Origin of the sequence: Flavobacterium sp. CG_9.10 (assembly GCF_015752245.1) — a bacterium.
Lineage (GTDB): Bacteria > Bacteroidota > Bacteroidia > Flavobacteriales > Flavobacteriaceae > Flavobacterium.
Window position 1 is genome coordinate 1 of the sequence record NZ_JADOVD010000011.1, and the last position, 12,419, is coordinate 12,419.

Genomic DNA, 12,419 nt, shown 5'->3' on the forward strand with positions numbered 1-12,419 from the left:
CCTTCGTTTGTTCCTTGCAAGACAAAGATATTGACTAATTGCGTATGTTTGTAAAACTTAAAATGTTAAAGTCCGATTATTAGGGGGCTAAACCAATGGAAGGAATGACTTTTGAAAATATTTTATTAGATGGTTTTGACCAACTTTCGTCGGTTTATACAGAAAAAAGTTCAACTAAAACTTTCAAAATAGCACCAGAATTGAATTTAAGTTATTGTGATATTAAAGCAAGCATAAAATTCGGAGATTATACAAAACAGAAATCTGAAATTCAAAAACATATTCTTCCACCACAACTCACACCTCAAAGATTAGCAAAATTTTATGGTGCGTCAAACTCGTGTTGGGTATTAGAGGACTTTCATAAAATAAAAGGTGTGGATAGAATTAAAACTTCGCAATTAATGAAAGTTTTTATGGATATGTCAGAGGAGTTTGAAAACTTAAAGATTATTGCATTAGGAGCAGTTGGAACTGCAAGACAAGTTATAGAATATGACGTAGAAATGAATAATCGTGTAGCGGAGATATTTATTCCGTACATGAAACCACAAGAGATAGAAAATATTATAAATACAGGTGAAAAACTTTTAAATATAATTTTTTCAAAAGATGTTAAGGCAAAAATAATAAAATATTCTTGCGGTTTACCTGCAATCTGTCATCAACTCTGTTTAAATATTTGCTTCAATAAAAAAATTAATGAAACCGTAAAATCTAAAGTTTCTATTAATCTTGATGATTTGGATGAAGCAATATCAAAATTCGTAGAAGAAAAATCAGATACTTTAAAAGCCGATTTTGATAAATCTATAAAAGTTATTAACGGAGTAAAAATTAATATTCCAAAAATCATTTTAGAAAATTGTTTAGAATTAAATAAAGATGAATTTTCACATTTGGAAATTTTTAACCGAATAAAAAACAACTCAATAAATGAATCAAATTTTACAAAATCTCTTTCAGAATTGTGTTTGCCGATAAGAAGTGAAATATTAATTTATGATGAAAACTCAAATCTTTATAGATTTAATAATTTGTTTTTAAAAGCATATGCTTATTTAAGATTAAAAGAAGAAATAATAAAAAACGAAAATGCTGAATTAGAAAATAAAAATTTAAAAGAAACAAACATAATTAAGAAGTTATTAGATATAATAGAAAATGATATTTATTATCAAATCGAAGATGATGACTCTTTTATAATTGAGGAAATATAATCTAGATAACTCGGATATACTTACGTAACGATTACGAGGAATGGTAGTCAATGCTATCGTTGTGTTTGCATGCAAACCTGAACTTAAGAACCTTTAGTTAAATATAAATACATTATGCAAAAAGAAATAAATAATTTCAGTTCAAGCTTATTTATTTGGCAGTTGTTGATAGTCATTTTAATATTGTTTGTGGCCTTTCTTACTTTTAAGTTTGGAAAAGTACTTTATCGATATTTAAAGAAAAACAGTTAATAACTAAATTTAAATATCATGGTTATCTCAAGGAGATGATTGCCTTAATATTTAATCATTTTATAACTTATTAAAAACAAAGAAAATGGAAACAAATTGGATTATAATCGCTTTAGTTTTGGTTGGAATTATTGTTTTAATTGTGTTTTTGATTAAAAAGAATCAAAAAGATAAAAAAGACGTAACGCAGTTTTTTAATACGGATACCACCATTAAAAAGGAATCTGAACTGGATGAAGACGAGGATTATTGATTGAAATTTCCAACTGCAATCCCAATTTGGGACCTAAATCACCAGATAGTTTAAAAAAAACATAGGAAACGTTACTAAAAAAAAACAAGGTTGAATGAATCCAAGAATAGAAACACTTCCTGAAAAAAAATTAATGGGTCAAAGAATGACGATGTCTTTATCCAACAATAAAACGAGGGAATTATGGCAAAACTTTATGCCGAGGCGCAAAGAAATTCAAAATTATATTGGCACCAATCTCTATTCCATGCAAATATATGATTCGTTGTACTTTAACAATTTTGATCCCAAGACGGAATTTGAAAAATGGGCAACCATTGAAGTCACGGACTTTGATATCGTTCCCGCTGAACTGGAAACTGTTACTGTGCCAAGCGGACTTTATGCTGTTTTCACCCATAAAGGAGATGCTAGCATGGCACCAAAAACCTTTGAATATATTTTTACAAATTGGTTGCCCAATTCAGATTACCTTTTGGATAACAGACCACACTTTGAAATTTTAGGAGAAAAATATAAAAATAATGACCCAACTTCGGAAGAGGAAATTTGGATACCAATCCAATTAAAAAAATAAGTTTTGTCTGTGACTTTTTTACAAAATCATTTGTTAGAATAAAATCTTTTTTAAGTAGTGGAGGAAGCTACATATATGATTTCAATCCTATTGCAATCGTTTTTACTTTCCTCATACTAAGATAATCACAACAATTAGCAGTATCAAACCATAAACTAATAGTAACCCGTTGGGTGTACTAATTAAAAACGTCCGTTCCAGTGTTTTTTGTATGATGAAATGAAACAAAAAATGTATCGAGAATCGTTTTTAACAACAATTTTTCTTGTTCTCGATACAATTTTCTTCCCGAGGCTTCAGGAGAAAATCACTCGAAATGGCAAAAAATTATCATCAAAAACTAATAATACCAAACGGATTAATTTTAATATAAAGGTATTTCTTATTTATACTATTTATAACAATAGGAAGGTTTGTCTTTGGAAAAAATTAGCTTTTCATCACCAAATTCCTTAGCCCAGATAGCAATGGAAATCCTTTTCTTGTCTCGTTTTTTAGAACGAGACAAGAAAAGATTGTAATGGATAGCTGGAAATAGCTCCTAAGAAAATGGCAAATAAAAATTTTGTCGAAATCAGGATGGATACAATTTTCAGCTAAAAATGGTTCGTGAAGAATTTAAAAATTTCATTCCGGAAAGCGGATAATTTGGAACTCCTTTTTGTTGTATTAATACTTTAAATTTCATTCCCATATCAATCAACAATCTATAATTGATGATTGATTCCTGCATTGCCATTGCTAAATTATTTGGATGGTTAGCTAAGACAGTATTTTGATATTCTTTTATGCCAAGATCCAGTAAAAATTGCGCCTGATTCACTAATCCACAAGATTCAAGTCCGTATCGTGAACCCCAAAGCGATAAGGCGGAAAAGTTGATATGTGTGGTGATGTCCTGCGCTCCTATAAACTGATAAGGATTGTCATTTTTATGATGTTTATAATAACACAATAGGGTGCCGCAACTCCTATGCATATTGTATAATTCAGAAGAAGCGGAACCGTAATCTATGGTAATCACATATCCTTTATGTAAGGAATTTGAAATTTTTCTCATCCATTTTCTGCCTTCCAGATTGACTTCTGTGCGAAATCCTATTGGTAATTGTACCTTTAATTCAATAAAATAATCGGTGAGCTCTTTTTTGGCTGGTTTCAAAACTTCTAAAAAATGATCTGTATAATCAACAAAAACTTCCATGAGTTGATCTTGCATTACTACTTGATGCACCGAAAAATTATCAATCAATTCGTTTGACAAAACACAGCCATTAATTACAGGAATTTCTTGAATTGAATTATACCAACTTACTTTTTCAAGCAAATGTTTCTTTTGTATTTCTCGCATGGAAGGACTTTTTTCGATGATACAGTAAGTCAAGCTTTTGTACAACGGAGCATTATGTCGCAAATAATCGAGAATATCATGACATAACAAACCTGTTCCGGCTCCATATTCGACAATCGTAAAAGGTTTTTTTTCTAAATTCAGCCACATTTCTTCCATTTGACGACCTATCATAGCTCCAAATGCCGCAGTCAGATTTGCACTAGTGTAAAAATCGCCTTCCGCTCCAATTTTATCTTTTTTAGAATTATAATATCCCAAATTAGGATAATACAAAGCCATTTCCATAAAATCTCGAAAAGATAATGGACCTTTACTTTGGATGCGTTCAATTATTATTTCGGAAAGTAAAATCATTTTTTAATTAAATTTACTTCAAGTTTAATTTTACTCAATAGGAATATTGAGAACTGCGAAATAAAATTCAGTAGGTAAAAACAGAGAGATTCATTTTACTTATTTCTACCTGCAATATTGAGTTTAATTAGAATTTCGGCAGCTTTACTAGTTGAATTAGCTGCAAAACCGGCGACAAAAACTCCTTTTTTCCCAGATTTTGATTTAATACCAAAAACTATTGATTCATCATCAGGATTTGAATTTCCTTCATAACGGTATATGTGCACAATTTCAAAGCTATGAGGATTTTTTTCTATATCATCTTCGTGAAGGTTAAAATCATATGTAAAACCGTTTTCATTCAGTTCATCTAAGGCTTCGGCTACAGAGGCATAATGATAATTGTTTTTCATAGTTTTTTTAGATTTATTATAGATTTAGTAAATGTTTAAAAGGCCTAAATTTCACATTGTCCGCTATCGTCAATGCATAACTTCGCTAAAATGCGTGCGGCATCACTATCTGAATTTGCTGAAAACCCAGCTACAAAAACACCTTTTTGACCAGATGTTGAATTTATTCCATAAACAACTGCTTCATCTCCGGGATCAGAATCTCCTTCATACCGGTATACATGTTCGATTTGATATTGATGGGGATTTTTTTTAATATCTTCTTCATGCAGATTAAAATCATACGCAAAACCCTTTCCATTAAGTTCGTTTAAGGCTTCAGAAACGGTCGAATAATGGTAGATCGGTTTCATAATTAGATGGATTTAAAATAGTATTTAAAGATAACTAATTTATCTTTAAGTCTTTGTAAAATGGCTGTTAAAGTGAACAATACAATAGCTGCAAATCAATTTCAATTTAAATTTCAAAAAGCAATATAAAATATTTTAAATCTGCAATCATCAATGGTCAATCTTCCATCTAAAATCCCTATTTTTGCGGCACAGACCGCCTTATCGTCGTCTCGTCTTTTGGCACGAGAGGGAGGAAAGTCCGGACACCATAGGGAAGCATAGCGGGTAATACCCGTCGGTTTTGTCTGAAAGGATGAGATTAGGACAAGTGCAACAGAAAGTATGTACAGGTAATGCTGTAGTGAAACCAGGTAAACTCTATGCGGTGAAATATCAAGTATATCAGCATTTAAGGGCTTCTCGTCCGTTGTTGAAGGGTAGATAGCTTGAGTCCCACAGTAATGTGGGATCTAGATAAATGATAAGGGTTCATCTTCGGGTGGATACAGAATCCGGCTTATAGGTCTGTTTTTTTTAAAATATCAAAATATTTTTATAAATTTGATAAAAAATATTGTTATGGATATTCAATCTTCAAAAATAGAATTAGTTAAAAAGATTTTAAATATTGATAATATTGATGTTATTCAAAAAGTGACTGATTTTATAAACAAAGAAAATGCTGATTTTTGGAATGAATTATCATTAGAAGAACAATCAGAAATCAAAAAAGGAATTCAAGATTTAGATAATGGTTTGAGAATTGAATATTCCGAATTTCTAAAAAAGATTTCTTGATGAAAGTTTTTTTATCCGAGCAAGCACAAATTAAACTTTTACAACTCAATGATTATTTATTAGATAAGTGGAATGTAAAAGTAAGAGATAATTTCATATTTGCACTTTCAGAAAAAATTAGTCAAATTTCGACACATCCAAAAAGCTGTATTCAATCGAATGTATTTAATGGAATTTATAAATGTGTTGTTACGAAACAAATTACATTTTATTACAGAATACTTTCGGATACAAATGAAATTGAAATCATAACTTTATTTGATTCAAGACAAAATTCAAAAAAATTAAATAAACAATTAAAGCGAAAGTAAGTTAAATAGTTGACTTATAGATTTGTTTTTGTAATGTTTCGAACACTCTTTTCGCTATGCAAACAAGAATTGGAATTTTAGGAATGGGTGGAGTAGGTGGCTACTTTGGCGGATTATTGGCCAAAGCTTATGCTAAATCTGACTCTATTGAAATCGTATTTATTGCTAGAGGCGAAACTCAAAAAATAATTGCACAAAACGGACTAAAAATTGTTACAGATGAAAATGAAACAACCGTTTTTCCTACTGTAGTTTCTAATGATCCTGACGTAATTGGGAAACTTGATTTTCTTATTTGCGCCACCAAAACCTATGACATTGAAGAGAGCCTTCTCTCTATAAAAAAATGCATCAATAAGAACACGGTTATTCTTCCTCTATATAATGGTGTCGATGCACCAGAACGTATCAGAGACTTATTTCCTGATAATGAAGTTCTGCAAGGCTGTGTTTACATAGTTTCGATGATTGTTTCTTTAGGAGTAATTAAAAAAATAGGAGCGTTCGAAAAACTCTTTTTTGGTTCCAGAACGGCTCCAATTGCTGCATTAAATAAATTGCAAAAGATTTTCAAAAAAGCAGGTATCGAAAGCTATCTGGTTGATGATATCGAAGAAACAGTTTGGGAAAAATTCATTTTTATTTCGGCATTAGCTTCAGCTACTTCCTATTTGAATCAAAATATTGGCGAAATTTTAGAAAGTCAATCAAGTAGAGCAGTGTATGTTTCCTTATTAAATGAAATTACAATGATTGCTGCAGTAAAAGGACTGAATTTACCTCCAGATATTATCATGCAAACCATACTAAAATTAGAAAAAACACCGCATGATGCTACTTCGTCTATGCACAGGGATTTAATGGGAGGACGTAAAATCGAACTGGCCTCTTTGACTGAATTTGTTGTAAATGAAGGTACCAAATATGAAATTGAAACACCAACTTATCAAATGGTATTGGATAAATTGTCAAATGTTTCAACTTCCTAATTAATAATGTAAGGACTATTCTTCCTCGTTTTCGTTTTCCAAGAATTCATCAACTTCTTCTTCACCTTTACCTATTTCGAAGAAACTGAAAATAGAACCACCATAACTTTTCTTGAATGAGAAGTTCATCATGTGATCCAGTTTGGTGTATTTAGAATGTTCAATTACCATCATCCCATCTTGGTTAAGTAATTCTTTTTCGAAAATTAATAACACAATTTTTTCAAATGTGGCTTGGTCCAAAGCATACGGAGGATCTGCAAAAATAATGTCGTAAGACGTTTTGCATCTTTCCAAATAAGTAAAAACATCACTTTTTGTGGCAGCAATATTAAAATCATATTCGGTTGCCACTTGCTTGATGAATTTTACACATCCAAAATCTCCATCTACTGACGTGATTGGCGTACTTCCTCGTGAAGCAAATTCGAAACTGATATTTCCTGTTCCGGCGAATAAATCCAGTATTTTCAATCCTTCAAAACTGAAATGATTATTCAAAACATTAAATAATGCTTCTTTAGACATATCGGTAGTGGGGCGAACGGGAAGACCTTTTGGTGGAAAAATTCTTCTTCCTTTGTATTTTCCTGAAATGATTCTCATGAGTTGAAAAGTATAAAATGATTTCTGTTTTCGGCCTCAGAAAAATAATTGTTCCATCGCAAATCGTTTACGTCAATAAGGGAAACGTTGCGAATGTATTTGTAAGCGATTTTGAAATAGTCGCTTTCAGTATTAATATTCCCGATTAATTCCAACGGAAAATTTTCGGGATTCAAATTCAATTGTTCGGCAGTAAATAATATGTAATAAATAAAATCTTCTGGCGTATTGTAATCGAAAGAATTAAAAAGTAATAGCTTTTGGTTCTGAACCACGACGATTTCAAAATGCCCGGAATTGATGTGTACAAACATTTTTTTGTCATCCTTATTTTTGGAGGCAATCAATAATTTGGATACCAAAATACTATTGGCATGTTTGTAATCGAAAGATCCAAATTGGTCAATAAAAAAATTATTGATATTTACATATGGAATGTAAACCGCATTCATCTGATAATTTGCGATTTCATCAAAAGCATAAAAATCAGTTTTGAAAACCTTAGTATTGTATTGCAAATAACTCCCCAGAAAGTTCTCATCAAAAAGAGCTTCAGGAACAAACGTAGAAAGATTGTTATTATGAATTACCAAAATCTCATCATACGATTCCTTTAATTCCGGATGATTGTTAAAAGCATCGGCAAATAAATCTTCAATTTTTGTCGCTTTATGAAAAGTGTTAAAATTTACTTTATTGAAGGATATAACGGTATCGTTCAGCGTATCAAAACAACAAAAAGAAAGACCAGTCAAGGAAACTTGAATGGAAAGCTTTTTATAGACCTTTTCGGTTATGTTAGTATTTTGTGTTGACATATTTTGATTTATAATCCATTTCTGTATTCGAATTTAGAAAGAATTAAATGAGTTCGCAAACTTACAATTTTTTTTGATTCTAATGTCGAATTATGTGTTTCCCTCGAATTTCATACTTATATTTGAAGTTCATTTTACAGTAATCAATTGCACATGAATTCCTCCCTGTTTTATAGCCTTTTACAAAAAAAATTCCCATTTCGACCCACCTACAAACAGGATATTTTTTTTCAAAAAATAGCCATTTTTTTGACAGAACCTAATAATGATACCATTTTTGTATTAAAAGGATACGCAGGAACCGGAAAAACGACTGTGATTTCTACGATTGTCAATAGTTTATTGGACATCAATAAAAAATATGTTTTGCTGGCTCCAACAGGTCGTGCGGCAAAAGTAATTGCCAATTATTCTAACAAACCCGCTTTTACGATTCATAAAAAAATCTATTTTCCAAAGAAATCCTCCGGAGGTGGAGTTTCATTTACTTTACAGCAAAACAAACATAAAAACACGATTTTTATAGTCGATGAAGCTTCGATGATTTCGGACACGAATTCCGATTCTAAATTGTACGAAAACGGTTCTTTATTGGATGATTTGATTTCGTATGTGTATTCAGGAACTAATTGTAAGATGATTTTATTGGGAGATACGGCTCAATTGCCACCAGTAAATTTAGACATCAGTCCCGCATTGGATATTCGTACTTTGGGAATGAATTACAACAAAGAAGTGGAGCATATCGAACTTGATGAAGTCATGCGACAGGAAGAAAATTCTGGGATTTTGCATAATGCGACAGAACTTCGGGAATTACTGAAAGATTCTTTTATTAGTGAATTCAAGTTTAATGTCAAGAAATTTAAAGATATCGTTCGACTAACTGATGGATACGATATTCAGGATGCGATTAATTCTGCTTACAGCAATTATAGTATCGAAGATACCGCGTTTATTGTTCGTTCGAATAAAAGAGCGAATCAATATAATGAACAAATCAGAACAAAAATCTTAGATAAAGAAAGCGAACTTTCCACAGGCGATTTTTTGATGGTGGTGAAGAACAATTATTTTTGGTTAAAAGATTCTGATGAAGCTGGGTTTATTGCCAACGGTGATATTATTGAAGTGTTGGAAATTTTCAATATCAAAGAATTATACGGTTTTAAGTTTGCCAAAGTAAAAATACGAATGATCGATTATCCGAGTCAGATTCCGTTTGAAACGGTTCTATTATTGGACACTATAAAAAGCGAATCACCTTCGCTCACTTACGAAGAATCGAATAGATTATACCAAGAAGTGTTGAAGGATTATGAAGGCGAAACCAAATACAATCAGTTTCAAAAAGTAAAAGCAAACGAATATTTTAATGGACTTCAAGTTAAATTTTCGTATGCAATAACCTGTCATAAGTCACAAGGTGGTCAATGGAATACGGTTTTTATAGAACAGCCCTATTTGCCAGATGGAATAAATCGAGATTATATTCGCTGGTTGTACACTGCAATGACCAGAGCCAAGAATAAATTATATTTGATAGGGTTTAAGGACGAAAGTTTTGAAGAGTAAATTATATAAATAATGAAACAAAGAATAGCGCATATTGCTTTGGTTGTTGCTGATTATGATGAAGCAATTGCTTTTTATACCCAAAAATTGCATTTTGACTTAATCGAAGATAGCGTTTTAGATAGTGCAAAGCGTTGGGTTTTAGTTGCACCAAAAGGCGCGCTGGGGTTCAGTTTGCTTCTTGCAAAAGCGATAAATGTAGAACAGTTAACTAGAGTAGGTAATCAAACTGGTGGTCGCGTTTTTCTATTTTTAGAAACCGATAATTTTGAAAGAGATTACCAAAATTTATTGGATAATCAGATTGAAATTATTAAAGAGCCAATTGTGGAACCGTACGGAAAAGTCGCTGTTTTTTCTGATATTTATGGTAATCTTTGGGATTTAATAGAAAGAACGGATAATCAAGAATAAACAAATTCTATTCAGCATGAACACCTTAAACGATTTACATAAAATTTCAAGCACTTTTTCGAATACCGAAAAAATGCCTGTTTTATTCCTGGGACACGGAAGTCCGATGAATGCGATTGAGGAAAATCAGTTTGTAACGGGTTTTCGGAACTTAGCCAAAACTTTACCACAACCGAATGCAATTTTGTGTATTTCGGCGCATTGGTTTACTAATGGAACCAAAGTAACCACTATGGAAATGCCCCGAACGATTCATGATTTCGGAGGTTTTCCACAAGCCTTGTTTGATGTTCAATATCCTGCAAAAGGAAGTCCGGAATTAGCCTTAGAAACCAAGGAATTATTGTTGCCAACGGAAGTCGAACTAGACGAACATTGGGGTTTAGATCACGGAGCTTGGAGTGTAATCAAGCATTTATATCCCGAAGCCAATGTTCCTGTAATTCAGTTGAGTATTGATTATACAAAACCGGCGCAATATCATTTTGATTTGGCTAAAAAATTAAGTGCCTTGCGTACCAAAGGAATCCTAATTATTGGCAGCGGGAACATCGTTCATAATTTGGGATTGGTTGATTATCGTAATTTTGACAAAGACAATTACGGTTACGATTGGGCGATTGAAGCCAAAGCAACAATAAATGATTATTTAACAGACGGGAATTTTCAGCCTCTAATTGATTTTGAAAAACAAAGCAAAGCGTTACAACTTGCGATTCCAACGGCAGAACATTATTTACCTTTGATTTATACTTTGGGATTAAAAGGGAAAACCGAAGAACTGAGTTTGTTTAATGATAAATTATTGGGTGGTTCTTTGAGTATGACTTCGGTGAAGATTATGTAGGGTGGTTTTGTGGGAATAAAGCTTATATTTGATTAAAAATTAGGAGAAACAACATTAAAAATAGTGCATTAAATGATGAACAATATCGAAATAAAGGACAAAATTTTAGAGTATAGTTTATCAAAAGGTTTTGGCGAACCTTCTTCTGCATATGAGATTTCAAAGAATCTATTGCCCAACAAATCAGAGGAAGAAATAGAACATATTTTTAAGGAGATGCAAGATCATTCTAATTCTGTTTTGGAATTTATTTTGACAAATGATGCTTCATTAATTATTCCGAATATTAGCACAAAGTTATTTTTGGAAAAAGGCGGTTTTAAAGAACTTGAAAAAACTGAGAGAAATAAAGAGGAAAATCATCTTCAAAAGGAAGAGCTTGAAAATAAACTTGCAATATCTAATATAAAAGCCAACAAACTCAGTAAGAAAATTGCCAAACAAAATATAAAAAATGATAGGCAAAACCAATTATTCACTCGTATTAATATTGGTATTGGACTTATAAATATTGGTTTACTAATTTGGCAAATATTGAAAAAGTAATCTAAGACCAAATTACAAACAATTGTTTCAACAGAAATAAAAAACAAAATGAAAATAATAGCAGTCATACCCGCACGATACGCTTCTACACGATTTCCAGCAAAACTGATACAGGATTTAGGAGGTAAAACCGTGATTTTAAGAACGTACGAAGCCGCCATAAACACGCAATTGTTCGATGATGTTTTTGTGGTGACTGATTCGGATTTGATTTATGATGAAATTGTTTCTAATGGCGGAAAAGCCATTATGAGTATCAAAGAACACGAATCAGGAAGCGACCGCATTGCTGAAGCCGTTGCAAATCTTGACGTTGAAATTGTGGTAAATGTGCAGGGAGATGAACCTTTTATTAATACCGAACCGTTGCTGGAATTGATTGAGATTTTCAGAAAAGATTTGGCAAAAGAGGTAGATTTAGCTTCCTTGATGCGTGAAATCAAAGACGAAGAAGAAATCAATAATCCTAACAATGTAAAAGTAGTGGTGGATCAAAACGGATTTGCATTGTACTTTTCTCGTTCAGTAATTCCGTATCCGAGAGAGAAAAATGTGGGTGTTCGATATTTTCAACATATTGGCATTTATGCTTTTAGAAAACAGGCGTTATTAGATTTTTACAGTTTACCTATGAAATCATTGGAGGCATCCGAAAAACTGGAGCAATTGCGTTATTTGGAATTTGGAAAACGCATCAAAATGGTCGAAACTACTCATGTGGGAATTGGAATTGACACACTAGAAGATTTGCAAAAAGCAAGATTGATGTTGTAAG

The 12,419-nt window shown here is 31.9% G+C and carries 16 protein-coding genes and 1 other RNA gene; 12 read left to right on the plus strand and 5 right to left on the minus strand.

Translation table 11 applies throughout. From position 1 onward, the window contains the following. Positions 1-95 precede the first annotated feature (95 nt). The 3 genes from IWX84_RS10530 to IWX84_RS10540 all read left to right on the plus strand — a co-directional run bounded on the left by IWX84_RS10530 (position 96) and on the right by IWX84_RS10540 (position 2,302). Complete coding sequence (locus tag IWX84_RS10530) at positions 96-1,220, plus strand: hypothetical protein (RefSeq protein ID WP_196850714.1); 1,125 nt, start codon at positions 96-98, stop codon at positions 1,218-1,220. 337 nt (positions 1,221-1,557) lie between these two features. Beyond that, positions 1,558-1,725: a FeoB-associated Cys-rich membrane protein gene (locus IWX84_RS10535; protein WP_196850715.1), complete on the plus strand. Its 168-nt coding sequence runs from the start codon at positions 1,558-1,560 to the stop codon at positions 1,723-1,725. A 94-nt stretch (positions 1,726-1,819) separates the two neighbouring features. Beyond that, on the plus strand, positions 1,820-2,302 hold the full coding sequence (locus tag IWX84_RS10540; protein ID WP_196850716.1) for a GyrI-like domain-containing protein: 483 nt from the start codon (positions 1,820-1,822) through the stop codon (positions 2,300-2,302). Between the two features lie 592 nt (positions 2,303-2,894). On the opposite strand, the gene IWX84_RS10545 is transcribed toward IWX84_RS10540, so the two are convergent. The 3 genes from IWX84_RS10545 to IWX84_RS10555 form a co-directional block, all read right to left on the minus strand. Continuing rightward, positions 2,895-4,010, minus strand: coding sequence for a class I SAM-dependent methyltransferase (locus IWX84_RS10545; RefSeq protein WP_196850717.1), 1,116 nt, complete (start codon positions 4,008-4,010; stop codon positions 2,895-2,897). 95 nt (positions 4,011-4,105) lie between these two features. Further along, positions 4,106-4,405, minus strand: coding sequence for a hypothetical protein (locus IWX84_RS10550; RefSeq protein ID WP_196850718.1), 300 nt, complete (start codon positions 4,403-4,405; stop codon positions 4,106-4,108). Between the two features lie 44 nt (positions 4,406-4,449). Beyond that, entirely contained in the window at positions 4,450-4,758 is a 309-nt protein-coding gene (locus IWX84_RS10555) for a hypothetical protein (RefSeq protein WP_196850719.1), read from the minus strand. Between the two features lie 188 nt (positions 4,759-4,946). Between IWX84_RS10555 and rnpB the strand changes: the two genes are divergently transcribed. From rnpB to IWX84_RS10575, 4 genes are all read left to right on the plus strand, one after another. Further along, an RNA gene (gene rnpB, locus IWX84_RS10560) (RNase P RNA component class A) lies at positions 4,947-5,276 on the plus strand. A 43-nt stretch (positions 5,277-5,319) separates the two neighbouring features. Beyond that, on the plus strand, positions 5,320-5,538 hold the full coding sequence (locus tag IWX84_RS10565) for a hypothetical protein (RefSeq protein WP_196850720.1): 219 nt from the start codon (positions 5,320-5,322) through the stop codon (positions 5,536-5,538). Continuing rightward, positions 5,538-5,849: a type II toxin-antitoxin system RelE/ParE family toxin gene (locus IWX84_RS10570; protein WP_196850721.1), complete on the plus strand. Its 312-nt coding sequence runs from the start codon at positions 5,538-5,540 to the stop codon at positions 5,847-5,849. The genes IWX84_RS10565 and IWX84_RS10570 overlap by 1 nt, the downstream gene beginning before the upstream one ends. Before the next feature lie 56 nt (positions 5,850-5,905). Then, positions 5,906-6,838, plus strand: coding sequence for a ketopantoate reductase family protein (locus tag IWX84_RS10575; protein WP_196850722.1), 933 nt, complete (start codon positions 5,906-5,908; stop codon positions 6,836-6,838). Positions 6,839-6,853: 15 nt separating this feature from the next. Here IWX84_RS10575 and IWX84_RS10580 read toward each other — a convergent pair whose 3' ends face one another. After that, positions 6,854-7,444, minus strand: coding sequence for an RsmD family RNA methyltransferase (locus IWX84_RS10580; RefSeq protein ID WP_196850723.1), 591 nt, complete (start codon positions 7,442-7,444; stop codon positions 6,854-6,856). Continuing rightward, complete coding sequence (locus IWX84_RS10585) at positions 7,441-8,262, minus strand: DUF3822 family protein (RefSeq protein WP_196850724.1); 822 nt, start codon at positions 8,260-8,262, stop codon at positions 7,441-7,443. The genes IWX84_RS10580 and IWX84_RS10585 overlap by 4 nt, the downstream gene beginning before the upstream one ends. A 153-nt stretch (positions 8,263-8,415) precedes the next feature. Between IWX84_RS10585 and IWX84_RS10590 the strand changes: the two genes are divergently transcribed. The 5 genes from IWX84_RS10590 to kdsB all read left to right on the plus strand — a co-directional run bounded on the left by IWX84_RS10590 (position 8,416) and on the right by kdsB (position 12,418). Further along, positions 8,416-9,837: an ATP-dependent RecD-like DNA helicase gene (locus IWX84_RS10590; RefSeq protein WP_196850725.1), complete on the plus strand. Its 1,422-nt coding sequence runs from the start codon at positions 8,416-8,418 to the stop codon at positions 9,835-9,837. Between the two features lie 12 nt (positions 9,838-9,849). Then, complete coding sequence (locus tag IWX84_RS10595; RefSeq protein WP_196850726.1) at positions 9,850-10,251, plus strand: VOC family protein; 402 nt, start codon at positions 9,850-9,852, stop codon at positions 10,249-10,251. 16 nt (positions 10,252-10,267) lie between these two features. Then, entirely contained in the window at positions 10,268-11,098 is an 831-nt protein-coding gene (ygiD, locus tag IWX84_RS10600; protein WP_196850727.1) for a 4,5-DOPA dioxygenase extradiol, read from the plus strand. Positions 11,099-11,170: 72 nt separating this feature from the next. Continuing rightward, positions 11,171-11,644: a hypothetical protein gene (locus IWX84_RS10605; RefSeq protein WP_196850728.1), complete on the plus strand. Its 474-nt coding sequence runs from the start codon at positions 11,171-11,173 to the stop codon at positions 11,642-11,644. A gap of 48 nt (positions 11,645-11,692) precedes the next feature. Next, a complete protein-coding gene (gene kdsB / locus IWX84_RS10610) occupies positions 11,693-12,418 on the plus strand; it encodes a 3-deoxy-manno-octulosonate cytidylyltransferase (protein ID WP_196850729.1) in 726 nt (241 codons plus the stop codon). Position 12,419 lies beyond the last annotated feature (1 nt).